Below are 26717 nucleotides of genomic sequence, written 5' to 3'. Positions count from 1 at the left end.
CACAAAAAGCAATAAAAGCGGGGAATGTATATGAAATTTTTACTCATCAACACTAATCAAATCGTTCAAAAACTCGTTGAAATCACAGCCAAAAAAGCGGGGGCAAATCTCACTACAATAACAGAATCTAGCCAACTCACAGATTTAGAGCAATATGATTATATTCTTGTTGATGATGATTGCTTTAGGCTAGATTCACAAGCCTATACAGATGCACTTAAAGATAAACGCAAATGTCTCATTTACAACAAGCAAGGCACACGCATTGAAGGCTTTGATGACTATGTGCAAAAGCCTTTTTTGCCAACAAGCATTTTAGATATTTTTACCGCACAGCTAAACAAACAAGCCCCTACACAAAACCCTGAAAAAACGCCTTTAGATTCAGTAGATTCAGCACTTGGAGCGGAGCTTGATGCAGCATTAAATGGAGAAAATTTAGATAGCACAGAGAATGCCTCTATTGAGCTTGATAACCTAGATAAAGAGCTAGAAGAGATTGACAACTTGCTTGATGATAACCTTGAGAATGCAGAATCTAGCCTAACAGATTCTAGTGATGTGATTAAGCAAGAATCTGCTGAAGCGGAAAATAACGATGATGGGGATTCTCAAGCGGATAGTGCGGCAGACAAGGAGATGGCACTTGAAGAACCAACCCTTGATATAGAAGCGGGCGATGGGCTAAACCCTGAAGTAACTTTAGATGAAGGATTGGATATTGATCTTGATTTAAGCAACCTTGATGAGCCTGATGGCTTTAATGATGAGGAGGAAAAGACTGATACTGCTGAATCTATGGAAGATTCACAAGAGACAGAAGAGAAAACAAAAGAAGCAAGTGAAGTGAAAGATACGGCGGATTTAGATAATTTAGGGGATCTAAGCGGTTTAGATGACTTGACACAAGATGAAAATTTGACTAAAAGCACTGCAGATTCCATAACTGAAGAGAATTCTACCGACACACAAGATGAAACAGAATCTTTAAGCTTAGATGATGAGCTTAACCTTGATGAGCTGGATTTGGCAAATGAGACAAAAGAAGATTCTAAAGATTCAACACAAGAAAACATAAAGACAGAATCTCAGGGCTTAGATGATTTGGGGGATTTGGATAATGAGATAGCAGGGCTAGATTCTACACAAGAAATTGCAGAAACACAAAGTTCCGAATCTACACAAGATGAGCTGGGCGGTTTAGATGATTTGGAAAATCTCAATGATGACACAGGGGGAAATGACAATCTAGGAGAAACAAAACAAACACAAAACGCTAATGATTTGGGCGAGTTAGATAACTTAGATGATTTGGATAGTTTGGGAGATTTGGCAGGGCTTGAAAATGAGCTAGGACAAACGGAGTTAGACGACATAGGATCTCAAAATGAAATGGAACACAATATAGAATCTGCAGATTCTGCTGGTGAAAACTTAGGTGGAGAATCTTTGAGCGAAGAGAATGAAGAAAATTTGGAAGCAGAAAATACAGAATCTTTAAGCAATTTGGACGATGAAGCACTTAGCCTTGATGAGTTAGATGAGCTAGATTCCCTTGATACAAATGATGAAACACAACAAGACACCACACAAGAAGCTACAGATTCTCCTATGCCGCTTGATGATGAGTTTTTAACTGAAGGTTTGTTAGAGAATGACTTGCTTGATGATGTAGAAAAAATTGCTTTAGATGAGCCTGTGCTTGATAAAGAGCAAGTAAGCGAGGTGAGCAAAGCTCTTCAATCTCTTGACGAGGAGAGTGCGGACTTTACCTCGCTTAAAGAGCCACAAATCGCTCAAGCACTCGGCGAGAAGCTTCCAGAAGAGCTACTCTCTCTTAACGAATTAAATGAAAGTGATGATGAAGCCCTTGATGAGAGTTTTGGAAATATGTCTCCAAACTCACACGATCAAGCAGAATCTTCTTTGGCACAAAATAACCACGAGCAAGGCACACAGCCTCAAGAGATTGTCAAAAATATGATAGCAAACTCTGTGCAGAGCAGTATCTCAAGCTTGAGTTCAAACAATCTCAAATCAATGCTTGATGGGCTTGAAGTAACCATAAACATCAGCTTTAAGGACAAAAGCAAATGAGCAAAGAATCTTTAGGGCAAAAAGGAGCCGTGCTTATCATATCCGGACCAAGCGGCTGTGGTAAAAGCACACTTACAAAGGCGATTATGGATTCTGTCCCTGATGTGTATTTTTCAATCTCTACTACTACACGCCCTATCCGCGATGGTGAGATTGATGGGGTGCATTATCACTTTGTTGATAAAGATAAATTCCTTGCTGATATAAAAAATAATGTCTTTTTAGAATGGGCGGAGGTGCATACAAATTTCTATGGCACTTCATTAGAGCCTGTAAAAGCCGCTCTAGCACAAGATAAAATTGTGCTTTTTGATGTAGATGTGCAAGGACATCACAGCATTAAGGAATATTTTGGTGATTTTGCTAAATCCGTGTTTATCACCACAAAGAACAAAGAGATTCTAAAACAACGACTTATTGCACGGCAAACTGATGACTTGCAAACCATTGAGTTTCGCCTGATACAAGCACATAATGAAATGCAGCATATTGATGATTTTGACTATCTTATTATTAATGATGATATACATACCGCTAAGGAAGCTATGCTCTCTATTGTGCGTTCGCTCAAATATCAGCAGATTGAGCGTTTTTCACATATTATCCAAAAGTGGCAGGACTAATATGGCGGAGCTAATCATTTAGGCAAGATTTGGTATAATATTTTAACTTAACACAAAGGAGTTCCTATGACACACCCAAGTATATGGCAGATTGTTTTAATTTTAGTGATTGTGTTGTTGCTTTTTGGTGGCAAGAAGATTCCAGAGCTTGCTAAAGGCTTAGGCAGTGGGATTAAAAACTTTAAAAAAGCGGTAAAAGAGGAAGATGAGGAGTCTTCGAAAAATCAAGAGGAAACCTCGCAGATTAAACAAACTCAAGCAAGTGAATCTAGCCCCTCAAATGTAAAAGCAGATTCTCAAAAGCAAGATTCCTAATGTATCAACGCATTAAGGCTGTTTTAGCCCAAAGCTGTGGCATTGAAAATCAAAATGAGATTGCCCTAGAAAAGCCTAAGAACAAGGATTTAGGGCATTTAGCCACGCCACTTGCCTTTAGTCTTGCAAAAATAAAAAGACAAAATCCCAAAATTTTGGCTGAAGAACTCGCACAATCTCTTACTAAAAATAAAGCATTTAGCAAGGTAGAATCCCTTAATGGCTTTATTAATCTCACACTTTCTACGGACTTTCTATATGAACTAAGCAAGGCAGAATCCGTAACGACTACACAAAAAGAGAGTATTTTGCTTGAATTTGTGAGTGCCAACCCAACGGGACCTTTGCATATAGGACACGCTCGCGGTGCTGTGTATGGCGATGCATTAGCACGAGTTGGTAGGCATTTGGGCTATGATATTACCACGGAATATTACATAAATGACGCAGGCTCGCAGATTCAAATGCTTGGACTATCTCTACTTCTTGCGGGGCAGGAGCATATTTTAAAGCGTGAAGTGGAATATCCAGAGAGTTATTATCGTGGAGAATACATTATAGATTTGGCTTATGAGTGTCAAAAGCATTTTGGAGAAAGCATTTTTGAGAGTGAAGATTCTATCCCCGCACTTGCGGATTTTGGCAAAAATGCTATGCTTCAGGAAATTAAAGACAATCTCTTGCAAGTTGGTATTAGCTTTGATAACTTTGTGAGTGAAAAAGCCCTCTATGAACGCTGGGATACCACACTGCAAACTTTAAAGCAAAATAATGGAATCTACACAAAAGATTCAAAAGTATGGATAGCCTCTTCAAGTCTTAATGATGAAAAAGATCGTGTTATCGTGCGTGAGAGCGGTGAGCCAACCTACCTAGCAGGGGATATTATCTATCATCAAGATAAGTTTCAACGCAACTTTAAACGCTATATCAATATTTGGGGTGCAGACCATCACGGCTATATCCCAAGGGTTAAGGCAGCGATACATTTTCTAGGCTATGATGAGAATAAGCTTGAGGTGCTACTCTCTCAAATGGTAAGTCTCCTTAAAGGTGGACAACCCTATAAGATGAGTAAAAGGGCTGGGAATTTTATCCTTATGAAAGATGTTGTTGATGATATTGGCAGTGATGCCTTGCGATTTATCTTTCTCTCCAAAAAGCCCGATACACACCTTGAATTTGACATTGATGAGCTAAAAAAACAAGATTCAAGCAATCCCATTTACTATATTAACTATGCCAATGCGAGAATCCACACAATTTTTGAAAAAGCTAATATGACTATGCAGGATTTGAGGCAAAATATTCAAGGTTTAAGCTTTGATTCTGCGGTTGAAGATTCTGCAAAACATTTGCTTTTTGAATCTTTGTGTCTTACACATATTTTAGAATCAAGCTTCCGCGATAGAGAAATGCAAAAAATATGCGAGTATCTTAAGAATCTTGCCGCAAGTTTGCATAGCTTTTATAACACGCATAAAATCCTGCAAACCCCAAATCAAAACGATATTTTATATGTATTGCAAGTCGTTAGCCAAACGCTCACACACGCTCTAGCCCTGCTTGGCATTGAAGCAAAAACAAGAATGTAAAATGCCAAAAAATGCCCTGCCTGCGTTGAAAGACGCATTCCCACATACTATTCCTATTTTACTTGGCTATGTGTTTATGAGTATGGTATTTGGAATCTTACTTCAAAAGGCAGGTTATGGGGCATTATGGGCATTTATTATGGCAATAGTCATTTATGGTGGGACGACACAATTTATCGCTGTTGGGCTTATGGCAAGTGGTGCTGGGCTATGGGAAAGCTTCGTGCTTATCTCAATGATTAATGCAAGGCAGATTTTCTATTCCATCAGTATGCTAGATCGTTTTAAGCAAATGGGCAAAAAGTCTTATTATATGATTTATTCTCTCACTGATGAAACCCTTGCCTTGCTTAATCTCAAAAATCCAAAACCGCACATTGATAAGCATTGGTTTGATTTTTTTATCGCTCTACTTAATCATAGCTATTGGATTATAGGCTGCACACTTGGGGCGATTCTAGGGGGTTTGGTGGAGTTTGAACCAAAGGGGCTTGATTTTGTAATGAGTGCGATTTTTGTAGTGATTTTTATAGAGCAGTGGCGAAACAAAGCAATGAGAACACCCGCACTTATTGGGATTCTTGTTAGTCTTGTGTGTTTGTATATTTTTAAAGCAGAGCATTTTTTGCTTCCAGCCCTTGTTGGAATCTGTATCATTCTCACACTAAAGAGAGGCGCTCTTGAATCCTGAAGTCTATCATTCTATGTTGCTTGTTGCTCTTATTGCATTAAATACCTTTCTAAGCAGATTCTTGCCCTTTATTATTTTTGCCAAATCCACGCCAAGCTACATTGTCTTTTTGGGCAAAGTGCTGCCTAGTGCGATTATTGCAATGCTTATTGTGTATTGCTTGAAGGATACAAACTTCTCACAAATGCCTTATGGACTAAATGAGATTATCGCGGTATTTATTGTAAGTAGCATACATATTCTTTTTAGAATCCCTGTACTTAGCATTGTATGTGGAACAATAAGCTATATGATGCTGGTGCAGAGTGAGATTCTTAACTCCATAATAAGCACAATGTAAAAAATTAAAATTCTAACGCCAAAGCAAATTGGCGTTTTTAAAATTTAAGCAAAAGCGTTTTTTAGGCTATCAATCCACGCTGCAATTCTTTGCTCTGTATTTTCTTCTTGATTGACTTCATCAATGACTAATCCCACAAACTTACCATCAACTACCGCTTCGCTATCATCAAAGGTATAACCATCTGTGCTTGTTTGCCCAACGATTTTGCCTTGCTTTGAAACTTTTTTATAAATATGGGCTATCCCATTACAAAAAGTATCACTATAAATATCCTGATCTCCGAGTCCTAAAAGTGCAATTGTCTTGCCGCTAAAGGCACTTTCATCAAGGCTAGATAAGAAGCTATCCCAATCATCTTGCAAATCTCCAGAGCCATAAGTTGGCGTAGCAAAGATAAGATTATCAAATCCACTCACATCTTCAACACTACAAGATGCCACATCAAACATTTGGCAATCCCCGAGCTTATCGGCAACCTTTTGTGCTACCTCTTGTGTTGTCCCACCATCACTGCCATAAAATAAACCGACTTTTTTCATATACACTCCTTTAAAATTGAAATGGAAAATCTAGCTTATATCATAAAAGATAACAAAAGGTAAAATATTAAAATAAGAATTGTTTTCATAATATTTTCAGCGTCCTTAACCTACAATTCACATTTTCACTTGGAGTATCAATAATGAAAACAAATACCATTTATTTGAGAGTATTTTTGCTCTATATGCTAATACATATTGCCCTGTATGCTACAGAAGATTCTGCTACCACGCAACAAAGAAATGTTAAACTTTCCACTTCTATCGTTGTAGCTACACCCCCTACAACAACCTATCAAAGTGGCTCAAATCTCAACAAAAATATGCTGAATGCCAACCCGAGTGGTAATGGCGACATTACCTCAATATTAAAAATAATTCCTAATGTTCAGTTTGATAACGCCCAGCTCAAGTCCTCCACACCCGGTGAAATTGACCCTGCAAATATAAGCATTAGCGGCGGTCTCTTTTATCAAAACAATTTTCAGCTTGATGGCTTTAATATAAACAATGACCTAGATCCAAATGGTGGAACAACAAATGGACCAAATGCGTTAAGAAGTGGGAGAAGTCAAGGTTTAGCGGTGGATACAAGCCTTCTAGAATCTATTCAAGTGCAAGATTCTAATATCTCGGCTGCTTATGGGGGCTTTACAGGTGGTGTTATAGAAAGCAATGTGCGAAAGCCAAGACGCGATAATGGCGGTTTATATGGGTGGCACGGAGGGCTAAGCTACCAATTTACAGGGAGTGATTTGACACAATACTTCATAGACCCTAGCCAAGAGGCAAACTTTATCACAAGCTCAAATGAAAACTATCAACCAAATTTTACAAAGCACCTTATCCGTGCCAATATTGAAGGCTATGCTACGCAGAATCTAGGTATTATCGCAAGCTTTTCTACTACACGAAGCTTTATCCCGCTAAAAGGCTATTCGTTTAATATCGGCACAGAAGCAAATGCTACAAGAGAGCAGCATCGCTATATTGATAACTACTATATTAAAACACATTATAATCCAAGCGAAAAGCTAACGCTTGAAGCAAGTCTAGCCTATATGCCCCAAGATAACACCTACTACAGCAATACATCAAAAAATAGTTTTTATAGTATGAAAAGTGGTGGGATTCAAAGTGGGATTAAAGCTCTATATGATAGCGATTTAGGGCTATGGAGCAATACTTTAAGCTACTCTTTTATGCAAAACTCAAGAGAGAGTGAGAAAAACTACTTTATGTCGTGGTATTATTCACAAGGAGACAAAGACTGGGCAGGGACAAATAGCAAAAGTCCAAGGGCGAGTGAGGGTGGATTTGGCGATATGGAGCAGATTCAAAACACACTGAATTACAAATCAAATATGAACTTTGAATCTTGGGATTTATGGAAAAGCGAGCATACGCTTAGCATAGGCGTTGAGGCAAACTACACGCACGCTTATCGCAATCGCAAAAATCCCTACTATGCGTTTGGCAATCCTATGAATTTAAACGGCAGCACTTGCAGTCCTGATAGTATGTTTGACTTTGAGACCTGCTCTAGTACACAAACGCAAGGCAATGGTCAATCTCCAAACACACCTTCGCAAGGACAATATTTTAATAAAGTTACAGAAAGCAAAATCGGTGAAATAGCCCTTGATAACCTCGCGTATGGAATCTATGCTGAGGATTCTGCCCTGCTTGATTTAGAATTGCTAGGCAAGATTCAAACAAGGCTTGGAATGCGTCTAGATGGCGATACCTATATGCAAAAGCACACTTTAGCCCCACGATTGTCTCTTAACTACACTGCCCCTTGGGAAAAGTATAAAAGTGAGCTTATCTTTGGGGTAAATCGCTACTATGGACGCAATCTTTTGAGCTACCGCCTCTATGGGCTTGTCGCAAACAATACACAAGAATACAAGAGGAGCGATCCTACTTCACCTTGGCTACCAAGCACAACAAAAGAGGGCAAATCAAGCTATGACTTTCAAAGGCTCAATATCCCTTATAGCGATGAGCTTGTAGGAGGCATAATACAGAATCTTGGGCTTTTTAGCTTAAGTGCTAAATACATCTATCGCCACGGACAAGATGAAGTAATGCAGAAAAGTATTAAGCAAAATAAAAGCTCTATAACCACTTGGTCAAATGATGGAGAAAGCCAAAGCCACATCATTACCCTTAGCCTACAAAATACCAAACCTTTAGAGCTATATGGCGTGAAAAATCACATACTTTTTGCCTTTGACTACACAAAAACAATACGAAGTTACAATCTCTACTCCGCCGATGATGCCTACCTTGATAATGATGAGATTATTTATGATGGAGAGCGTATCAAGTATAGGGATCGTCCTACGGAAAATTTCGCACGACCCTTTACCTTGCGACTTTCCACAACACATACTTTTGATGTATGGAAAACAAGGTGGCTTCTTAATAATTTCTTCCGCTATCGTGGTGGATATGAGGCTATGGTGCTTTTAAACAAAACAAGCCCGGGCTATAATCCAAGCTCAACTTTAAAGCAATATGGTAAAATGCACTTTGATGGGGCTTTTACTTGGGATATGCGGTTTGGCTTTGAAGTCAATGTATGGAAAGGTAATATTTTATTTATGAATTTTGATATTTATAATGTGCTTAACACTCGCAATAAGGCTGCATTAAGTGGGACAAATGGTGCGGTGATACCCGGTATTGCTTCAAGTACTTCTGTGGCAGTATATGAAATAGGGCGACAATTTTGGATTCAAGGGGGATATAAATTTTGAAAAACTTTTTACATAATAGCAGACACAAGACAATCGCAATCGTTTGTGTGCTTGGCATAAGCTCAGCCTATGCTATGCCAAAAAATATACAAGCCCTGCGAAAAATGTATCTCTCTCCCAAATCTCAATGGCAAAAGCCACAAGTAGATTCTAGTGTGTTGTGGGAAGAGCTATCCGCCCTGCCAGATACACCGCCCTATCCAGAATCTAATCCCTATTCATTAGCTAAAGCAAAGCTTGGGGAAAGGCTCTTTTTTGACCCTATCCTTTCTCAAAGCAAACAAATTGCTTGTGCGAATTGCCACGATAAAGAGCTTGGGTTTGCCGATGGACGAAGTGTGAGCTATGGACATAATCGCCAACTTGGCAAACGCAACGCACCAAGCGTTGTAATGTCAGCATTTGGAAAGGAAAAGTTTTGGGACGGGAGGGCAAAAGACTTAGAATCTCAAGCTCTTTTTCCCATAGCTGACCCAAAGGAAATGGCGTATTCCCCACAAAAGGCAGTCAAAAGATTGGCTAAAGATGCTAGTTATAAAGCGATGTTTAAAGAGGCTTTTGGGAGTGATGAGATTACCACGGAGCGTTTAGCCCAAGCTATTGCCACTTATGAACGCTCTCTTATGCCAAAACATAGTCGTTTTGATAAGTTTATGAAAGGACAAGCTCAAGCTCTCAACGACAAAGAAGTATGGGGACTACATCTCTTTCGCACCAAAGCTCGTTGTATGAATTGCCACTATGGAGCAAGTTTTAGCGATGATACTTTTCATAATCTTGGGCTTACTTACTATGGAAGAAAATATGAGGATTTGGGATACTACCACACCACAGGCAAAATAGAAGACATAGGCAAATTTAAAACGCCAAGCCTTAGAAGTGTCGCAAAAACAGCTCCCTATATGCATAACGGGCTTTTTCCACATCTACGCGGTGTGTTGAACGCCTACAATGGAGGAATGTTCCACCCAAAGGGCAAGGCAAAAGAAAATCTCCCCTATCCTAAGACAGATTCACTACTTCAACCACTTGGCTTAAGCCAAGATGAGATTGAAGCACTTGAAGCATTTTTGAATACGCTCTAGTTTTTACTCAAGCTTTCAAGCAAGTTACTCGAAGTCTGCTCTAAGCTGCTTACACTTTGGATAATCTCCGTAGAGTTACTTTGTGTAATCTCCTGCCCAATAAATGATGTAGCCTTAGTAGAATCTACAGAGAGTTTGTGGGTTATCTCATCTGCTTTACTTTGTGGCAAGAGCGTATGAATCACACTTTGCGTATCTTCATTATCAAGCAAACGGGAGATGGGATTAAGCGAGGCAAGATTCTCGTTTTTCTCCTGTGTATTAAGACAGAGATAGAGATTTGATTTAAACAAAATATGATCAAGCTTTGTTACTGATAGCACTAACTGCTTATAAAGCTGGGCAAATATCTCATCTAAAGAAGCACTATTGGCTTCCATTTTATCAAACACCTCATTAAATGTATGAAGCTTAGATTCAGACACAGAGGCGATTTTACTTACCTCATCACCACTTTCTTCAATGCTTCCCACCTCTTGCTGCATACTTTGAATGGAGATAGAAATTTCATTTGTAGCTTTCTGTGTTTTTTCAGCAAGCTTTCTTACCTCATCAGCCACTACCGCAAAACCTCTTCCGTGTTCCCCAGCACGAGCCGCCTCAATAGCAGCATTGAGTGCTAAAAGATTTGTTTGATTAGCTATATCATCAATAAGTGCGACTACATTGCCAATATCGCGTGATTTTTCAGCAAGGCTTTGGATAGATTGATTATTTGTCTCAATGAGTGAGAGTAACTTGCTAATAGATTCTGTCAAATTACTCACATATTCACGGCTTTCTATTGAAGCATCACGAATATCGCGGATATTTAAATCCACCTTTTTCATATAGACAATATCATCATTGAGCGTATTTGCTATACTATCAAGATTCGTGTTTTGACTCTTTAGGCTAAGATTCATCAAATTCTTAGACAATGCATTGCGGATAGAATCTTTGGCGTTTTCCTCAATCGCGCTTAGAGCTTTGTTGATGCCTTCAATATTTTGTGCCAATGTGCCATTTAGCCCACCAGCAAGTCCTTTGCGATAGTATCGTCCCTCTTGTGAGCTTTCAATGGAGCTTTTTACCTCACGCAAAAACGCCTCCAAATGGTCGGCAAAATCATTCAAATGCTCACAAATCTCCACAACAGCACCACTACCCTTAATGTGCGTAATGCGTGAATCAAACTTGCCTAAAGCATATTCTTTTGTCGTGTAAGCCAAAGTTTTAAAAAGTCGCTCATCGTGCCTTGCCATATAGAATCTCACGCACACAATTCCAGCAAGGAGTGCAAAAATAAGACTTGCTAAACTAAATCCATTACAATAGCCATCAATACCAATGCCTACCAAAAGAAGCACAGCAGAAATGATGTTAATCTTACTCATATAGTCCCCTTACGCCTTATCTTGCATCGCTAAGACAAGCTGATTGTAATTCATTTTGCTTTCATCTAAAATCTTATGAAGCACGGCTAAACTTACCTCTAAAGATTGAGATTCTGCATTTTTCATCTCTCTATACACCTCTGCGATTTTCTCCACCGCCTTTGCATTTGGCTTTCTTCGCACGGAGTAATACCCCACGATTTGATTGTTTGTATCAAATGATGGAATAACATTAGCAAACACCCAATAATGCCCACCACTTTTGGTTTTATTTTTCACAAAGGCAAAAATCTCCTCTCCCCTTTGCACATAATCCCACAAAAGCTTAAAAACCGCTCTAGGCATATCGCTATGTCGCACAATGCTGTGAGGCTTGCCAAAAATCTCCCATTCCTTGTAGCCGCTGTATTGTATAAAATCCTTATTGCAATATACAACCTTGCCTTTTAAATCTGTCTTTGAAGTTATCAATGTAGAATTACTTAGCTCTTTTCCCAAATCAACCATTCCCTAATCCTTAAACTTATTGTATGAATTATTTTATATATTTATGAGACAAAGGCGGGATTGTAGCAAATATTAATTAACTGATAAACTTTTTTTAACTTGAAGCAATAGAAGTCATAGTGGTATCCTGCAGAATCTATCAAGATTCTGCAAAATGGCTTAAAACGCAGGAACTATTTCACCTTTATATTGCGTCTCAATAAAATCTTTTACCTTTTGGCTTTGCAGTGCATTTTTAAGCTTTTGCAAGGTCTCATCATTCACCCTAGATTCCTGCACGACAAGGATATTGGCATAAGGAGATTCTTTACCCTCTAGCACCAACGCATCACCGCTTTTAAGCCCAGCTTGCAACGCGTAGTTGCCATTGATTACAGCTACATCAACATCATTAAGTGTGCGAGGCAAAAGTGCGGCTTCAACGGGCTTAATTTTAATGCCCTTAGCATTTTCTACAATATCAAGTTCAGTTGAAGTGAGATTGCTAGAATCTTTAAGCTTAATCAAACCCTTTGCCTCAAGTAAGAGCAAAGCCCTACCGCCATTGCTTGGATCATTTGGAATAGCTATAGTCGCATTTTGAGGTAGCTCATCAATGCTTTTAATTTTGCTAGAATATAGCCCAAGTGGCTCAATGTGGATTGTTGCAATAGATTCTAACTTTAAGCCCTTATCCGCTTTAAGAGAATCTAAAAATGGCTTGTGCTGATGAAAATTCGCATCAAGTGAGCCATCATTCAGGCTAATATTAGGCAAAACATAATCGGTAAAAGACACCACTTGCAAATCAATGCCCTGCTCTGCCAAATCAGGCTTTACAAACTCCAAAATCTCCGCGTGTGGCACAGGGGTAGCACCAACTTTTAGCACGATTTTATCTTGCTTTTCTGTCTTGTTAGAATCGCTAGAATCCGCACTCTTATCCTTATCATCACCACAACCAACAAACGCCAAACTCGCCACAAAAATCAAAGAAAGTAACTTTTTCATTTTTATCTCCTTTTTTATTTATAGAATCTCTTTTTAAGATTCACCTAATTTGCCTCGCCCACAGGGATAATCTCGCCCTTATATTTTGAAAGGATAAACTCACGCGTTTCCTTGCTTAAAAGCACATCTTTCAGCTTAGAAATACGCTCATCATCTTTATTATCCTCTCGTGCCACTAGCACATTTACATATGCACTCTTATCATTTTCGTGAAAAATAGCTGATTTTAAGCTCATTTTTGCCTGCAAGGCATAGTTTGCATTAATCACAGCACCATCAACACTATCAAGCACTAATGGCAAAGAAGCCGCTTCCATAGGCTTGAAAACAATCTTTTTTGGATTCTCCACAATATCAAGTTCAGTTGTGCTAAGGTTACTAGGATCTTTAATCTTTATTACCCCATTATCGTGGAGCAAAATGAATGCTCTTGCCATATTTGACGCATCACCGGGAATAGCAATGCTTGCTCCTTGTGGAATCTCATCAATGCTTTTTACCTTTTGTGAGTAAAAGCCCAAAGGCACGACATATACAGGTGTAAGAGCAGTAAGCTTATAGCCTTTCTCTTCATTTGTTTTATCCATAAAAGGCTTATGTTGATACAAATTCGCATCACTACTTCCCTCTGCCAAAGAAGTGTTAGGCACGACATAATCAGTAAAGTTTTGAATCTGAATATCCACGCCTTTTGCTTGAAGTTGAGGTTTAATAAACTCCAAAATCTCCGCAGCAGGCACGGGAGTAGCACCAACTTTTAATGGGGCATTTTGACTAGTCTCATCTTTGCTAGATTGAGAGCCTTTCTCATCTCCACAGGCTACAAGCCCCACACTCAAAGCTATTGCAAAAGCTAAACTTACGACTTTTTTCATTCACTGCCTCCTTTTTTAAGTTTTTAGATTCTAACGATATTGACGCAAACGCTTGACAAACAAATCACCACTTGATTGGATACATTGCACCATAATGATGATACATATAACCGCATAAGTTAAAACATCAGGTTTAAAGGACTGAAATCCTATGCGATAAGCCAAATCACCTAGCCCACCAGCCCCAACGACCCCAGCCATTGCAGAAAAGCCAACAAGGCTTACTGAAGTAATTGTTATGGCATTAACAATAGAGGGCAAAGATTCACAAATCATCATAAAAATTACAACTCTTTTACTCGCACCCATACTCATCGTAGCCTCCACTAGCCCTTTATCTACCTCATCAAATGCACCTTCAAAAAGTCGTGCAATAAATGGAGTAGCTGTTATCACAAGGGGGATAATTGCCGCCGTGCTGCCAATGCTTGTGCCAATGAGCATTTTTGAGAGCGGCAAAAGCAAAAAGATAAGCACAATAAAAGGAAAAGAACGCACTACATTGACAATCGCACTCAAGATTCTATATAAATTTGGGGCTGCCATAATGCCTGAGGGCTTAATCACGCTTAAAAACACTCCTAAAGGTAACCCAAAAATCACAGCAAATAATGTAGAGAAAAACACCATATAGATTGTTTCATAACACGACTTTGCAAGAGAAAAAGCAATAGGGTTACTAAAAACACTCCCCAATAGCTCCAAAAACTGCTTTTCAAAAAAGTTTAAAAAGTCAAGCATTATTTGCCTCCTTTAGCAGAATCTTCACTGCTAGAAGCATTACTAGAATCTTGAGCTAAAGATTCTATACTCACACCTTGTTCTTGCAACCATCTAAGCGAATCTCGCACAACAGAATCTTTAGCGATAAATTTTAAGACCAAATGCCCCACTTCACCCGTGGTAAGTTCATCAATATTACCACTTAAAATATTCACATCAATATCAAATTTACGAATCATCTGCGAAACAAGGGGGCTTTGTGCATACGGACCTGTAAAAATAATCTTATATACATTGTCTTTATTTTGCAAATGCGAAATAACACGCTCTTCATCTTGGGGCAAAAATGAAATCAACTCCTTTGTAATGGCGTGTTTTGGCGAGGCAAATACAGAATCTACACTACCCCGCTCTACTATCTCTCCTCCGCTCACTACGCACATCTTATTGCAAATCTCACGCACCACTTCAATTTGATGTGTGATAAGCACCACACTTAAGCCTAATTTTTGCTGTATATCACGCAAAAGTTCAAGGATAGACTTTGTGCTTTTAGTATCAAGTGCAGAAGTTGCCTCATCGCACAAAAGCACCTTTGGGTGATTTGCCAATGCCCTAGCAATAGCCACTCTTTGTTTTTGTCCGCCACTTAGCTGACTTGGATAGAGGCACGCCTTATCACTTAACCCCACAAGCTCTAAAAGCTCACTTACACGCTTAGCGATGTCATTTTTTTTCCACTTTGCTATATGCAGAGCAAAAGCCACATTCTCAAAGACATTTTTCGCACTCAAAAGATTAAAATGCTGAAAAATCATACCTATTTTTTGACGCTCTTTTTGCAATGCCTTTTCCTTGAGACTCAACAAATCTACACCATCAATGTGAATCTCCCCACTGCTTGGCTCTTCAAGGCGATTAATAATGCGAATAAGGGTGCTTTTTCCCGCACCAGAATAACCAATAATCCCCATAATATCGCCCTTTTCCACACTCAAATCTATATTTTTTAGTGCTACAAAGCCATTAGGGTAGGTTTTGTTAATGCCACGAAGCTCTATCACACGCGTTCCTTTATGCTATAAAAATTGGGATTATATCACATTTTTTTAAAAATACAATATGTAATTAAAAATTTATGCTTATTCTTTCGCAACACACCATTATCTTATCAATGCCGAGATTCAATCTTTTTGCTTTCCTTTGTAGAATGCTCTTTTAAAAATGTATGCAAACTCTTGTATTCTTCTTTTGTAAAGTATCGCTTCTTACCACAAGGCAGGGCATTAAGATTCACAAAGCCATAAGCTATGCGGCGTAAATCTAACACTTCTCTGCCAAATACCCCAAAAAATCGCCTTAATTCCCTATTTTTTCCCTCTGTAATACTCACTTTAAGCTTAGAATATTTTTTATCATTTTTCAAAATCTCATAATATGCAAATGCTGCAAACTCCATTGCAACAATCTCACTTTTGCTATGCCCACCAACCCTTGCATCTTCGCTTACTAAGCCCTCTTCCATAGCATTTATCATCTCTTTTGTAACTTCACCATCAATTTTGATAAGATAAGTCCGCTCTAAGTGAGATTCCATTAAAGCCTTAGCAACAGGTGTGCTATCTGTCAAAATAAGCAACCCCTCACTTGCAAAATCCAATCGCCCTACATACACAAAATGCTTGAAGCGACTTTCAAGACTATCATAAATCACTCTCCGCCCACGCTCATCGCTTTTACTTACAAGCTCACCTTTTTGTTTGTGATAGACAATGCAGGTAAATTGCTCCTTTGGCACGATTCTTTTGCCATCAATAAAAACACTCGCACCCTCTTGTAGCACACTTTGTAATGTCGCTTTAGTTTTTTCAATATTCACTCGTCCAGATTCTATGAGCTTATCAGCCTCACGCCGAGAATATTTTGTATGATGAGCAATATATTGATTAAGACGCATTACTTCAAACCAAAGAAGTTATTCCCCGCACTCACACTTCCTCTTGTTCTCATCAGCGAATAGTTATTACACCCAGATTCTATACCATAATCACACGCTAAACCAAAAAGCTCAATGGCTTTGCGTTTATCCTGTCTTACGCCAAATCCACCATCATACAGCACACCTAGATTATTGCAGCTTTGAATATGTCCGCTATCACACGCGAGAGTAAAATATTTTGCTGCGTTATAGTAGCTTTTTTCAGCTCCGCTTGAGCCTGTGGCATACATCCAGCCAAGATTCCCACAACCCACAATATCACCTTGCTGACACGCTACATAGTTCATCTCCACATAGCTCATTTTATCCTTTGTCATACCATAAATATTGTAAGTATTACTCATAAGCCCTAGATTGTAACAGCCCAAATCACTCCCTAGCTGACACGCACTATTATAATATGCCAAAGCTTTTTGATAGTCTTTTTTCACACCAACCCCATTAGCATACATCCAGCCAATATTTGTGCAGCCTAGTGAATCTCCACCTTGACACGCCACTTCATAAAGCTGAGAGGCTTGCTCCTTATCTTCCTTAACACCTTGTCCATTATCATACGCCATAGCAAGATTTGCACACGCAACCGCATCGCCACCCACACAGGCTTTGTAATAATAATCTACTGCTTTTTGGGGATTAGGCACTCCAGAATTTGCCCCATACATATAGATAAGCCCCGAGCCAAAACACCCAGCCGCATTACCTTGGTCGCAAGATTGTGCGAAAAGCTGCAATGCACTCTCATAATCCCCCTGCTTTGCAAAGCTCATTGCCGATTTAAGTGCAGTATTTGATTCATTAACATTTTCAAGCATATCATCAAGCGGAGCACCTGTAATTTGATTAGCAGGAGTGAGGGACTGTGAGCCTAAAAGTCCGCTTGGTGCATTCTCTTGTGTGCTAGGAGTTTGATTGACTTCTCCAGTAGTCTCCTGTGGCTCTGCAAGTAGCACATTAACCGCTATTGCCATACAAAAAAGCATACAAAGTTTTTTCATCGTGTATCCTATGACTTAGAAAAATTGCCTAAAGCTTGTAGCTTCTAAAGCAAAAATAGTGCCACATCGCATAAGCCCATACAACAAAGATTCTCCCCCTTAAGATTCTTAATGCAACGCACTATTGAGTTCAATCTTACGATTGCTTCTAAAAGCTATCATTTTGCCACTTTGAGAATCGCATCTAAAGTGGATTCCGTGTTTGCCAGAGAGTTCCTTGCCCTTATAGAGATTGCTTTCTTTAAGGACAAAGGTATCATTAATCTCTGCAATTTTTGCCGCCTCCTCAGGCTTAATGTAAAATACCCCACCAGCTAAAACTGCAATGCCACCATCTACAATACAGCCATCACCTAGGCTAATTCCTGTGGCGCTATTAACGCCCAACAAACAATTTTTACCAATACTGATTGGCTCGCTATTACCCCCACTTAACACACCTAAAATACTCGCTCCTCCGCCAATATCCGTACCTTCACCCACAACAACACTTGAGCTAATGCGTCCCTCATTCATACACGCACCCATAGCACCTGCATTAAAATTCACATAACTTGCTCCGGGCATTTGTGTATATCCACCGCTGCCAAGATACGCACCAAAGCGTGTTTTAGCAGAATCTAAAAGACGGATATTGTCATATTGCGGAATGACTTGCATTAAGTATCGTGGGAATTTATCTACAAAGTCAATATGTGGGAATTCGCCCTCCATTTTTAGGCGGATTTCATTCTCTCGTAGCCATTCTAACTCGTAAGGTTTATTCCCGCTCCACGCGACATTTTGCAAAAGCCCAAAGATTCCATCAAGCTGTAAGGAACGCAATGGGGCTTTGCCAAGCGAGAGTGCAAGAAGTTTTAAATACGCAGATTCCACACTCTCACACTTTTCATCTTTATAAATGATACACAATCTATATCTTGCCCTGCCACCTTTTGTTTTGAGCTTACCTTTATTGGCTTGTTTTTTAAGCTCTAATATTACTTGAATATTTTTGTGTGCTGATGGATCGCTTAAAGCCTCGCTTAAAAACGGCTCATATAGCTCTAAAGCCTTATTAACAAACTCTTGATTAATGCCATACACCGCTTCATTTTCAGTTGCAGAGATTTGCTCCGCCTCCTTTGCACTTTGACATAGCACCGCATAAGTGCCGAGATTTTCACCTTTCCAATTCATTGTAGAATAAGTCGCACAAAGCACTGCTTTAGACTTTTTGCCAATCTCCACGCGTGAGATTCCAAAGCCTAGTGGCTCTTTGTATTCCCCACTTTTTTGATACTCATCAACAAATACTTTAAATCTTTCTACACCCATAATTTACTCCTTAAGTTTTTTAGCTGATTTTTGGCATTGTATAGAATCTAAACTACATTTTGGTATATTTACAAGCTTTCACCATAAACATACCTAGCCCCACAAGCACAACAAGCGCCACACATAGTCCCGCAAAAAACCACATAAGAGCAAAAAGCCTATAATGCAATAAAAACAAAATAAGCCCTGTAAAAACAATATAACCTAGCATTCTTAAAAGTGAAAAGCTCATTTGTGTGCCAAGCACAAAACGAGCGGAAAAGGTTGAATTATCCTGATTTGCCTGATTGCGAGACTCTTTAGATTCTTCTGCAAGTTGTGAATCTTGGGGCTGTGAATCTTGTGTGAGATTCTGCCGTGAATCTAAAGAGATAGAATCTTGAGAAATACAATCTTGCTGTTGGGCTCTTACTCTTCTTAGCACACCTACAAATGAACCTCCCACGACAAACAAAAATCCCAAAAATGCCACCTCAAAGCTCAATAATGCCCCCACACTAAAAAACCAAGCCACAATTCCCCCAAGCAAAGCTATGCCTAAAACAATTAAGCCTATTTGCAAGATTTTAGTAGTATTTGCCATTTTCTTCCTCATCATCATCTTGGGCTTTTTTTGATGTGTTGTGTGGTTTATACGCATAGCGTGGATTTTTGGCTAATTCTTGTGCGTCTCTTTGCTGTCTTTGATAGGCTTTGTAGATATTTAAAATCGCCGCTCCAATGCCCCAAGCTACACCAAGCCAAAAGCTCCATCTAGCCCCGCTTAGATATTCTAGCCCAATGCCTATGCCAATGCCTAAAGCCACTGCCACCACAATGGATATGCCCAAACTTAGCTCATTTGCACCGCTAACTACCGCACTTAAACGCGGTTTTTGCGATTCTTGTGTGGCTTTTTGTGTAGAATCTTGTATAGATTCTTGTGTGGATTCTAGGCTAGATACTTTTGAATCTTGTGAGTGTGAATCTAGCGTTGAGTGAGTTGCTTCAAGCTTAATAGAATCTAGATTCTGCTTTTTATCTATATTTTCCACTTTTTAGCCTTCAAAATGTATCTCTTTAAAGCTCTCTCTTGCCTTTTGTATCACTTCTTCAATCATCGCTTCATTCATCGCACTGCAAATAAAACCTGTCTCAAACTGCGAGCAGGCAAAATACACACCCTTTTCTAGCATTTTTTGATGAAACTTCGCATATATCGCTACATCACTCTTTTTCGCATCATCAAAATTTTTTACCATTTCACTATGAAAGAAAAAGCCAAACATACTGCCACGATAATCCACCTGCAATGGAATCTTATATTCCTGTGCAACAGATTTTAGCCCTTCTACCAAAGTTTTTGCCAAAGATTCTAAGTCGTTGTATAAATTTGGCTTTGATTTGATAAGAGAGAGTGTAGCTATCCCTGCACTTACGGCAATGGGGTTGCCACTTAATGTTCCAGCTTGATACACACCGCCAATGGGAGAGAGCATATCCATAATTTCAGCCCTCCCACCAAAAGCTGCCAAAGGCAAACCACCCCCAATGACTTTGCCATAAGTAACCAAATCCGCCTCAATACCATAAATCCCCAATGCTCCATTTAGCCCCGCTCTAAAGCCACTCATCACTTCATCTATAATCAAAAGTGCTTGATACTCATCACACAATGCTCGTAATGCGTGGATAAACTCCCTATCTGCAGGGACAAAGCCCATATTCCCAGCCAACGGCTCAATAATCACACACGCCACATTTTTGCTCTTTTGAAAACACGCTCTCACAGAATCTATATCATTATATCTCGCTACAAGCGTATGCTTTGAAAGATCGCTTGGCACGCCCGGTGAGCTAGGAGTCCCAAATGTCGCACAGCCACTGCCTGCAGAAACTAGTAAGCTATCAGAATGCCCGTGATAGCAACCATCAAACTTAATAATATCATCTTTGTTAGCAAATGCTCTAGCCAAACGCAAAGCACTCATAGTCGCTTCAGTCCCCGAGCTTACAAGTCGCATTTTCTCCACACTCCCAGTAAGAGAGATAATCTGCTTAACAAGTGTTGTCTCCTTTTCCGTTGGCGCACCAAAACTAAGCCCATCTTTGAGCGCAAGAACAACGGCAGATTCTACGAACTCATCAGCGTGTCCAAATATCAATGGTCCCCAGCTTTGCACAAAGTCAATATAGGCATTATCATCTTCATCATAAATATACGCTCCCTTGCCTCTAGCGATAAATCGCGGTGTGCCACCCACAGAGCCAAATGCCCTAACAGGAGAATTCACCCCACCGGGAATAACCTGCTTTGCTTCATTAAAGTCATTAATACTGTGTAAAATCTCCATATTTGTCCTTTACTTGCAGAATTTCTGACATTATAACAAGATTCTGCTTACATTATTTGTGAGAGCCAATTTATGATACCCGCTATCAAACTGCTTTATAATTTTTATCGTTACTTCATTACTCACAATACTTGAAGTTTAAATAACATTAGAAGGCTATTTGCATTTTTAATGGAAAATAAATATCGCAAGTATTGCAATAAACTTTTTCAAAGGAGACAAAAATGAAAAAAATCATCATGGGAATAGCTCTCATAGGTAGCATAGCGTGTGCGGCAACTATTGATGCACAAAAGGCAGAAGTTCAATGGACAGCATTTAAAACACCAGCTAAAATAGGTGTAAAAGGTAAATTTGATGATGTGCAGTTTAAATTTGGCACACCAAACAAAACTCAAAGCCTAGAATCTCAACTCAATAACGCCACAGCGACTATTGATATTATGAAAGTCAATACCAATGACGCGGGTAGAGATGAGACTTTACGCAAAAACTTTTTTGATAATTTCAACAAAAAAGAGCCTATTAAAGTAACTTTCAAAGATGTAATTGAAGGCAAAGATAAAGGCACGATTTTGGCAAATGTGCGAATGAATGGCAAAAGTCAAAAAGTGCCGATGCAATATGAGATTGTAAGCAAAAAGCTCGTCGCAAAAGGTGTGCTTGATTTAAGTGAGTTTGGACTTGAAAATGCGCGTACAAGCTTGCAAAAAGCAGTGGCAGATTTACACGAGAATCTTACTTGGTCGCAGGTGGAAATCGCCCTTGAAGCCCCACTCAAATAATCTCTCAAATAAAACACCCCCAAAGGCTACTTAAAATAAGTAGCCTTAGATACACTTAGATTCCACAACAAAACTAGAAAACAAAAAAAACATAGTTAGGCATTTCATGAATAGGCTAAAAAATGTATGGTGTCAAAGGGGGGACTTGAACCCCCGACCTCCGGCTTATGAGACCAGCACTCTAAACCAGCTGAGCTACTTTGACCTCTAAATCAAGAATCTATAAAGATTAAGAATCTAACAGAAAGCATTGAAGAAACAAAAGTCGCAATTCTAAGCAAAAAGCAACAATAAGTCAAGCGTTTTTCCACAAAAGCCCAATTTCACACTTTTACACACTTTGTCTCACTTTGCCAAAGATTCTAAAAATAGCTTTGTACAACACGGCGACACTCCCTAGCCCTAGCCACATCTTAAATCTATCACATAAAGTCATTTGGCACAGCCCCTGAAATCTTAAAGGCATATTGAGATTCCAGCACTTTATCGTAGGCATTTTTATAGCGATTAATAAAATCATCAATATTCTTCTGCTCCACTCCAAAAGCCCTTTGTGCTTGAATCTTTTGATTATCAAGCCCATTTTGCTCCATATTTTTAGAATCTCTGCCTTGATAAAACTCTGTGAAGCGATACAGACTTTGAGCCATAAGCATTTTTTCCATTTCACTCATTCCTTCACTCGCCCACAAAAATGCCTTATATTCCTCATCACTCATTAGCTCTAGCACCTTTAGCCCATAGGTAATGCGATTTTTATGCCCCTCTAAATCCTCCATTTTTGGGGCATTTGGCTCAATCTCGCTTGATTGCTTTACTTCTTGTGTGGTGCTTTCACCCACATTTTGCGTGTCAATTTTAGCAGCCGTGCTTTTTTGATAATACTCTTTTGTTTTTTCTTCTTTTAAAGATTTAGAATCTGTGGTATAAGATTCATTATTACTGATACTAAAATTATCTTTATTCCTTACATAGCTCGTGTTTATGGGCATTTGAGAATGATTGAGATTCTGAATCTGCATTAAAGTCCTTTGGTATTCTGTGGCGTATTTCGCACAAAACATTAGCAAAAATCGCTCCACATATCACAAAAAATTTAAACTCTTAATGTAAAATCAACGCCTTTTATATTTTAGGTATCAATGGGGGCAAGGTAATGGAATTTTCACATATACAAGGGCTTGACGAAGAATTTGTATTGCACACTTATTCGCGTTTTAAAGTCGCTTTCACACACGGAGAAAATGCGACACTCTATGACACGCAAAATAGAGATTATATTGACTTTGGCTCGGGCATTGGCGTAGTGAGTGTGGGACACAATAATCCAAAGCTCACTCAAGCCATCACCAAACAAGCTGCAAAGCTTTTGCACACTTCAAATCTCTACTATATTCAAAATCAAGCCGCCCTAGCACACAATCTCATCACACTTTATCGTGATAATGCTCCCTTGCCTATGCGTGCGTTTTTTGCCAACTCCGGAGCAGAAGCAAATGAATGTGCTATAAAAATAGCTAGAAAATATGGCAAACAACGCAATGCCTATAAAATTATCACGCTAGATTCTAGCTTCCACGGACGCACAATCACTTCGCTCAAAGCCACCGCACAAGAGAAAATGCACGAGCATTTTGGTCCATTCCCTGATGGTTTTGTGTATGCCAAGGATATTAAAGACATCTACAACCTTATAGATTCAAGCACCTGTGCAGTTTTACTAGAGCTCGTGCAGGGAGAGGGGGGTGTATGCCCCTTAGATAAGACCCAGATTCAAGCCCTTGCCTCGCATTTAAAGCAAAAGCAGATTCTCCTTATGATAGATGAAGTGCAGAGTGGAATCTACCGCTGCGGCGAGATTTTTGCCTCAAAAGTTTATGACATTAGCCCTGAAGTCATCACAACTGCAAAAGGTTTGGGCGGTGGTGTGCCTATCGGTGCAGTTTTAACAACACTCACTGATATTTTTGCCCCAAGTGATCACGGCTCAACTTTTGGGGGCAATGCTTTAAGCTGTGCAGCGGGGCTTTGTGTGCTTGAGATTCTAAGTCAAATGCACGAAAATGGGACATTGAAAGAGACTATCAGTTACTTTGATACCAAGCTAGATTCTCTTGTGGCGGCATTCCCGCAGATTTTTAGCCATAAAGTGGGTTTAGGGCTAATGTGTGGAATCCACACGCAAAATTCTAATTTACTCCCTAACATTGTAGAATCTGCCCTAAACCACGGCGTTTTGGTGCTGAAATCGGGCAAGGGCGTTTTGCGTTTGCTCCCACCTTTAAGTATAAATAAAGATGAGATTGACTTAGGATTCTCTCGTTTAGAATCTGCCCTAAAAACCTTGTGAAAGCAATGCTCCCTTTTAGCGAATTTATGTCCCAAAGCCTTTATGGAGAGAGCGGCTATTACGCAGATTCTAGCAGGGTAAGCAAAACAGGGGATTTCTACACTTCTGTGAGTGTGAGTAAGTTTTTTGGCGGCTCAATTGCCTCTTATATCCTTTCACTTTTAGAATCTAATGCCCTAAGTCTGCCCTTAAGGATTGTAGAAATCGGGGCGGATAAGGGCTATCTGCTAGGCGATATTGCCTTATTCCTTGATGCCTTGAGCGAAGTTTTGCCCCAATGTGAGTTCATTATCATTGAGCCACTCTCCACCTTAGCACAAACACAAAAGGCGTATTTGAGAGGCTTAAAGTTTTCTTGTGTTTTGGACTTTAAGATTGTTGAAAGCTTTGAAGCACTCTCGCAAAATAAAGATTCAAACCTTTTTATCATCAGCAATGAGCTTTTTGATAGCTTCCCTTGCGATGTGTTAGATTCAGGCAAAATGCTTTGTGTAAGCCAAGATTCTAAATGGTGTGGAATCTGGCAGAACCTAAATGCCAAAAATCTCTCCACCCTTTTACCGCGACAAAGCCTTGAGATTTTAGACAAACTCAAATGCAATCCTTTGGAGTTTTGCGGTGTCCTGCCACAATGGCAGGATTTTATTTGCAATCTCTCACGCTTTGCTAAAGCCCATAAAAATAGCTATTTTGTGAGCTTTGACTATGGCAGGGAGAATCTTAGCCAAACGCAGAATCCTAACGCCAAATACTACAATCCGCTACATCATAACCCAAGATTCTATAAATCCCATCAAGTGCTAAGTTTAAAAGACTTTTTAGAGCAAGGTGGGGATTTTCACACACTTTATCAAAATGCGGATATAACCTACGATGTGGATTTTACACTGCTAGATTCCCTCCTATGTGAGAATGGATTTCAAAAAATCTTTTGCGATACACAAGCAAAAGTGTTGATTGAAAAAATGCAGATTCTAGAATTATTACAGACTTTTTCACAACAATGCGGATATAATACTTATCTTAAAGAAATTCACAAGCTTAAAACGCTCTTGCATACGCTAGGAGAGCGGTTTTTAGGTATATGCTACACATTCTCTCAATAGTCTCTCAAAAACACGCAAAAATATAAACAAAACTTAAACTTCAAAAAGATAGAATCCCACCTTACAAAAATCTTACAAACAACAAACCTCAAGGAGACATTATGTTTCGTTCATTAAGTGGAAAGCTTACTATCGGGGCAGTAGCGATATTCTCTATCATCATTATCATCATTAGTGCCTTTAATTTTAATAAGACAAAAAATGATGTAACAGAAATCTATCAAGGTATTCAAGCACAAACACTAGAATCAGCCTATCGTAGCATTATGATAACAATGGGCGATGAAGCACAGGAGCATTTAAGGGTATTAGCAAGAGATATTGTCAATACTGATAAAAATAATGTCGTGCAGCAAAGAATTATTCTTAATTCAGCTTCATCACTCATCAAATATCCCTTAATGTTTATCGTATATGAAGATGATGGAAAGGTGATTTTGCAGGATTATAATCAACACGGCACAATGTCCTTTTCATCAAATTGGGAAGATGTGGGCGGTATAGATTTACGCAAACGCCCTTGGTATGTAGAAACAAAGGCAAAACAAGCTGGGATCATCACGCCTGTATATGTCAGTGAAGTAGGTAAGCACAAGGGAGAATCTTTTGCGACCGCTACAATGCCTCTCATCAAAAATGGCAAGTTTGTTGGCGTTATGGGATTTGACATTGGTGTGAGTGATTTTCAGACAAGATTTAGCTCCTTTAAGAATCCAGAATTGCCCTCAATGAGTGTGTTTTTAACAGATTCAAGTGGAGCGATTTTCTCACACGAGGATATGGATTTTGTGAAAAGTGGCTTGTCAAAAGAAGTAGAGAATGCACTTAAAGATGCACTTACAAAAGATAAAAAAGGCTTTATTGATTATAACTTAACCTTGAGAAATGGGCAGGTGGTTGATGAGTTTGGATATTATAAGCAATTCCCATTTGGCTGGACTATCGTTTCTACAGCCGATAAAGCTGACTACACAGAAGCTATCAATAAAAGTCTTGTAGAAACAATTATCTTAGCTACGATAATGATCGTGCTAGGAGCAGTGGCGATTTTCTTCCTTATTAGGGTTTTCACAAATCCTATCAATACGATTAAAGAGTCTTTGGTGGCATTCTTTAGATATTTGAACCACGAAATCAAAACTGCTCCGCAACCGCTAAACATTAACACAAAAGATGAAGTAGGCATTATGGCTCGTGCCATTAACGAAAACATAGAAAAAACAAAGCTAGGCTTAGAATCCGACCAAGCCCTTGTGGCACAATCTCTCCAAGTCATAGATAGAGCTAAACAAGGTTATACTGGTA

The 26717-nt window shown here is 39.2% G+C and carries 26 protein-coding genes and 1 tRNA gene; 12 read left to right on the top strand and 15 right to left on the bottom strand.

Going from position 1 to position 26717, the window contains the following annotated elements; all coding sequences use genetic code 11:
- Window positions 1-30 precede the first annotated feature (30 nt).
- The 6 genes from EBF12_RS04395 (at window position 31) to EBF12_RS04370 (ending at window position 5661) form a co-directional block, all read left to right on the top strand.
- A complete protein-coding gene (locus EBF12_RS04395) occupies window positions 31-2097 on the top strand; it encodes a midas domain-containing protein (protein WP_244196359.1) in 2067 nt (688 codons plus the stop codon).
- Window positions 2094-2720: a guanylate kinase gene (gene gmk / locus EBF12_RS04390; RefSeq protein WP_121726587.1), complete on the top strand. Its 627-nt coding sequence runs from the start codon at window positions 2094-2096 to the stop codon at window positions 2718-2720. Before EBF12_RS04395 ends, gmk begins: the two co-directional genes overlap by 4 nt.
- A gap of 66 nt (window positions 2721-2786) precedes the next feature.
- Complete coding sequence (locus tag EBF12_RS04385) at window positions 2787-3035, top strand: twin-arginine translocase TatA/TatE family subunit (RefSeq protein WP_121726586.1); 249 nt, start codon at window positions 2787-2789, stop codon at window positions 3033-3035.
- A complete protein-coding gene (argS, locus tag EBF12_RS04380) occupies window positions 3035-4630 on the top strand; it encodes an arginine--tRNA ligase (protein WP_121726585.1) in 1596 nt (531 codons plus the stop codon). Before EBF12_RS04385 ends, argS begins: the two co-directional genes overlap by 1 nt.
- Window position 4631: 1 nt before the next feature.
- On the top strand, window positions 4632-5321 hold the full coding sequence (locus tag EBF12_RS04375) for an AzlC family ABC transporter permease (protein ID WP_121726584.1): 690 nt from the start codon (window positions 4632-4634) through the stop codon (window positions 5319-5321).
- Window positions 5311-5661 carry a branched-chain amino acid transporter permease gene (locus EBF12_RS04370; protein WP_121726583.1) on the top strand — a complete coding sequence of 117 codons (351 nt, stop codon included), beginning with the start codon at window positions 5311-5313 and terminating at the stop codon, window positions 5659-5661. The genes EBF12_RS04375 and EBF12_RS04370 overlap by 11 nt, the downstream gene beginning before the upstream one ends.
- 44 nt (window positions 5662-5705) lie before the next feature.
- Here the strand turns inward: EBF12_RS04370 and EBF12_RS04365 are convergent, their stop codons facing one another.
- A complete protein-coding gene (locus EBF12_RS04365) occupies window positions 5706-6203 on the bottom strand; it encodes a flavodoxin (RefSeq protein WP_121726582.1) in 498 nt (165 codons plus the stop codon).
- A gap of 143 nt (window positions 6204-6346) precedes the next feature.
- On the opposite strand from EBF12_RS04365, the gene EBF12_RS04360 reads away from it, so the two are divergent.
- Both EBF12_RS04360 and EBF12_RS04355 read left to right on the top strand, forming a co-directional pair.
- Window positions 6347-8968 carry a TonB-dependent receptor gene (locus tag EBF12_RS04360; RefSeq protein WP_121726581.1) on the top strand — a complete coding sequence of 874 codons (2622 nt, stop codon included), beginning with the start codon at window positions 6347-6349 and terminating at the stop codon, window positions 8966-8968.
- Window positions 8965-10053, top strand: a complete 1089-nt coding sequence (locus tag EBF12_RS04355) for a cytochrome-c peroxidase (RefSeq protein ID WP_121726580.1) — start codon at window positions 8965-8967, stop codon at window positions 10051-10053. Before EBF12_RS04360 ends, EBF12_RS04355 begins: the two co-directional genes overlap by 4 nt.
- On the opposite strand, the gene EBF12_RS12165 is transcribed toward EBF12_RS04355, so the two are convergent.
- From EBF12_RS12165 to hemL, 12 genes are all read right to left on the bottom strand, one after another.
- Entirely contained in the window at window positions 10050-11429 is a 1380-nt protein-coding gene (locus tag EBF12_RS12165; protein ID WP_121726579.1) for a methyl-accepting chemotaxis protein, read from the bottom strand. The genes EBF12_RS04355 and EBF12_RS12165 overlap by 4 nt on opposite strands.
- A 9-nt stretch (window positions 11430-11438) precedes the next feature.
- A complete protein-coding gene (locus tag EBF12_RS04345) occupies window positions 11439-11936 on the bottom strand; it encodes a PAS domain-containing protein (protein WP_121726578.1) in 498 nt (165 codons plus the stop codon).
- Between the two features lie 159 nt (window positions 11937-12095).
- Complete coding sequence (locus EBF12_RS04340; RefSeq protein WP_121726577.1) at window positions 12096-12926, bottom strand: MetQ/NlpA family ABC transporter substrate-binding protein; 831 nt, start codon at window positions 12924-12926, stop codon at window positions 12096-12098.
- A gap of 44 nt (window positions 12927-12970) precedes the next feature.
- A complete protein-coding gene (locus EBF12_RS04335) occupies window positions 12971-13801 on the bottom strand; it encodes a MetQ/NlpA family ABC transporter substrate-binding protein (RefSeq protein ID WP_121726576.1) in 831 nt (276 codons plus the stop codon).
- Window positions 13802-13831: 30 nt separating this feature from the next.
- Entirely contained in the window at window positions 13832-14542 is a 711-nt protein-coding gene (locus tag EBF12_RS04330) for a methionine ABC transporter permease (protein ID WP_121726575.1), read from the bottom strand.
- Entirely contained in the window at window positions 14542-15588 is a 1047-nt protein-coding gene (locus tag EBF12_RS04325; RefSeq protein WP_121726574.1) for a methionine ABC transporter ATP-binding protein, read from the bottom strand. The genes EBF12_RS04330 and EBF12_RS04325 overlap by 1 nt, the downstream gene beginning before the upstream one ends.
- A gap of 107 nt (window positions 15589-15695) precedes the next feature.
- Window positions 15696-16481 (bottom strand): pseudouridine synthase, encoded by a 786-nt coding sequence (locus tag EBF12_RS04320; protein WP_121726573.1) that lies wholly within the window; start codon window positions 16479-16481, stop codon window positions 15696-15698.
- On the bottom strand, window positions 16481-17521 hold the full coding sequence (locus EBF12_RS12160; RefSeq protein ID WP_121726572.1) for a tetratricopeptide repeat protein: 1041 nt from the start codon (window positions 17519-17521) through the stop codon (window positions 16481-16483). Before EBF12_RS12160 ends, EBF12_RS04320 begins: the two co-directional genes overlap by 1 nt.
- 108 nt (window positions 17522-17629) lie before the next feature.
- Window positions 17630-18838 carry a 2,3,4,5-tetrahydropyridine-2,6-carboxylate N-succinyltransferase gene (locus EBF12_RS04310; protein WP_121726571.1) on the bottom strand — a complete coding sequence of 403 codons (1209 nt, stop codon included), beginning with the start codon at window positions 18836-18838 and terminating at the stop codon, window positions 17630-17632.
- 52 nt (window positions 18839-18890) lie between these two features.
- A complete protein-coding gene (locus EBF12_RS04305) occupies window positions 18891-19421 on the bottom strand; it encodes a hypothetical protein (RefSeq protein WP_121726570.1) in 531 nt (176 codons plus the stop codon).
- On the bottom strand, window positions 19405-19872 hold the full coding sequence (locus EBF12_RS04300; protein ID WP_121726569.1) for an AtpZ/AtpI family protein: 468 nt from the start codon (window positions 19870-19872) through the stop codon (window positions 19405-19407). Before EBF12_RS04300 ends, EBF12_RS04305 begins: the two co-directional genes overlap by 17 nt.
- 3 nt (window positions 19873-19875) lie before the next feature.
- On the bottom strand, window positions 19876-21171 hold the full coding sequence (hemL, locus tag EBF12_RS04295; protein ID WP_121726568.1) for a glutamate-1-semialdehyde 2,1-aminomutase: 1296 nt from the start codon (window positions 21169-21171) through the stop codon (window positions 19876-19878).
- 224 nt (window positions 21172-21395) lie between these two features.
- Between hemL and EBF12_RS04290 the strand changes: the two genes are divergently transcribed.
- Window positions 21396-21956: a YceI family protein gene (locus tag EBF12_RS04290; RefSeq protein ID WP_002955865.1), complete on the top strand. Its 561-nt coding sequence runs from the start codon at window positions 21396-21398 to the stop codon at window positions 21954-21956.
- Between the two features lie 127 nt (window positions 21957-22083).
- On the opposite strand, the gene EBF12_RS04285 is transcribed toward EBF12_RS04290, so the two are convergent.
- A tRNA-Met gene (locus tag EBF12_RS04285) sits at window positions 22084-22161 on the bottom strand.
- A gap of 217 nt (window positions 22162-22378) precedes the next feature.
- Complete coding sequence (locus EBF12_RS04280; protein WP_167444789.1) at window positions 22379-23020, bottom strand: HP1233 family protein; 642 nt, start codon at window positions 23018-23020, stop codon at window positions 22379-22381.
- 92 nt (window positions 23021-23112) lie between these two features.
- Between EBF12_RS04280 and EBF12_RS04275 the strand changes: the two genes are divergently transcribed.
- The 3 genes from EBF12_RS04275 to EBF12_RS04265 form a co-directional block, all read left to right on the top strand.
- The gene (locus tag EBF12_RS04275) at window positions 23113-24306 is read left to right on the top strand and encodes an aspartate aminotransferase family protein (protein WP_121726566.1); all 1194 of its coding nucleotides are present in this window, start codon (window positions 23113-23115) and stop codon (window positions 24304-24306) included.
- Between the two features lie 26 nt (window positions 24307-24332).
- Window positions 24333-25412: an SAM-dependent methyltransferase gene (locus tag EBF12_RS04270; RefSeq protein WP_244196358.1), complete on the top strand. Its 1080-nt coding sequence runs from the start codon at window positions 24333-24335 to the stop codon at window positions 25410-25412.
- A gap of 101 nt (window positions 25413-25513) precedes the next feature.
- The coding region (locus EBF12_RS04265; RefSeq protein ID WP_157979049.1) for a HAMP domain-containing protein at window positions 25514-26717 on the top strand (1204 nt) is incomplete at its 3' end.

This window comes from Helicobacter labetoulli (genome assembly GCF_003670275.1).
In the GTDB taxonomy this organism is placed as follows: Bacteria; Campylobacterota; Campylobacteria; order Campylobacterales; family Helicobacteraceae; genus Helicobacter_C; species Helicobacter_C labetoulli.
The sequence above is the reverse complement of the archived record's forward strand: the minus strand, read 5'-3'. Positions and strand labels throughout refer to the sequence as shown.

Excerpts from the sequence above, each read along its gene's own strand:
- EBF12_RS04395 (WP_244196359.1), top strand. The coding sequence starts at position 31 with ATGAAATTTTTACTCATCAACACTAATCAAATCGTTCAAAAACTCGTT.
- gmk (WP_121726587.1), top strand. The coding sequence starts at position 2,094 with ATGAGCAAAGAATCTTTAGGGCAAAAAGGAGCCGTGCTTATCATATCC.
- EBF12_RS04385 (WP_121726586.1), top strand. The coding sequence starts at position 2,787 with ATGACACACCCAAGTATATGGCAGATTGTTTTAATTTTAGTGATTGTG.
- argS (WP_121726585.1), top strand. The coding sequence starts at position 3,035 with ATGTATCAACGCATTAAGGCTGTTTTAGCCCAAAGCTGTGGCATTGAA.
- EBF12_RS04375 (WP_121726584.1), top strand. The coding sequence starts at position 4,632 with ATGCCAAAAAATGCCCTGCCTGCGTTGAAAGACGCATTCCCACATACT.
- EBF12_RS04365 (WP_121726582.1), bottom strand. The coding sequence starts at position 6,203 with ATGAAAAAAGTCGGTTTATTTTATGGCAGTGATGGTGGGACAACACAA.
- EBF12_RS04360 (WP_121726581.1), top strand. The coding sequence starts at position 6,347 with ATGAAAACAAATACCATTTATTTGAGAGTATTTTTGCTCTATATGCTA.
- EBF12_RS12165 (WP_121726579.1), bottom strand. The coding sequence starts at position 11,429 with ATGAGTAAGATTAACATCATTTCTGCTGTGCTTCTTTTGGTAGGCATT.
- EBF12_RS04345 (WP_121726578.1), bottom strand. The coding sequence starts at position 11,936 with ATGGTTGATTTGGGAAAAGAGCTAAGTAATTCTACATTGATAACTTCA.
- EBF12_RS04340 (WP_121726577.1), bottom strand. The coding sequence starts at position 12,926 with ATGAAAAAGTTACTTTCTTTGATTTTTGTGGCGAGTTTGGCGTTTGTT.
- EBF12_RS04335 (WP_121726576.1), bottom strand. The coding sequence starts at position 13,801 with ATGAAAAAAGTCGTAAGTTTAGCTTTTGCAATAGCTTTGAGTGTGGGG.
- EBF12_RS04330 (WP_121726575.1), bottom strand. The coding sequence starts at position 14,542 with ATGCTTGACTTTTTAAACTTTTTTGAAAAGCAGTTTTTGGAGCTATTG.
- EBF12_RS04320 (WP_121726573.1), bottom strand. The coding sequence starts at position 16,481 with ATGCGTCTTAATCAATATATTGCTCATCATACAAAATATTCTCGGCGT.
- EBF12_RS12160 (WP_121726572.1), bottom strand. The coding sequence starts at position 17,521 with ATGAAAAAACTTTGTATGCTTTTTTGTATGGCAATAGCGGTTAATGTG.
- EBF12_RS04310 (WP_121726571.1), bottom strand. The coding sequence starts at position 18,838 with ATGGGTGTAGAAAGATTTAAAGTATTTGTTGATGAGTATCAAAAAAGT.
- EBF12_RS04305 (WP_121726570.1), bottom strand. The coding sequence starts at position 19,421 with ATGGCAAATACTACTAAAATCTTGCAAATAGGCTTAATTGTTTTAGGC.
- hemL (WP_121726568.1), bottom strand. The coding sequence starts at position 21,171 with ATGGAGATTTTACACAGTATTAATGACTTTAATGAAGCAAAGCAGGTT.
- EBF12_RS04290 (WP_002955865.1), top strand. The coding sequence starts at position 21,396 with ATGAAAAAAATCATCATGGGAATAGCTCTCATAGGTAGCATAGCGTGT.
- EBF12_RS04280 (WP_167444789.1), bottom strand. The coding sequence starts at position 23,020 with ATGTTTTGTGCGAAATACGCCACAGAATACCAAAGGACTTTAATGCAG.
- EBF12_RS04275 (WP_121726566.1), top strand. The coding sequence starts at position 23,113 with ATGGAATTTTCACATATACAAGGGCTTGACGAAGAATTTGTATTGCAC.
- EBF12_RS04270 (WP_244196358.1), top strand. The coding sequence starts at position 24,333 with ATGTCCCAAAGCCTTTATGGAGAGAGCGGCTATTACGCAGATTCTAGC.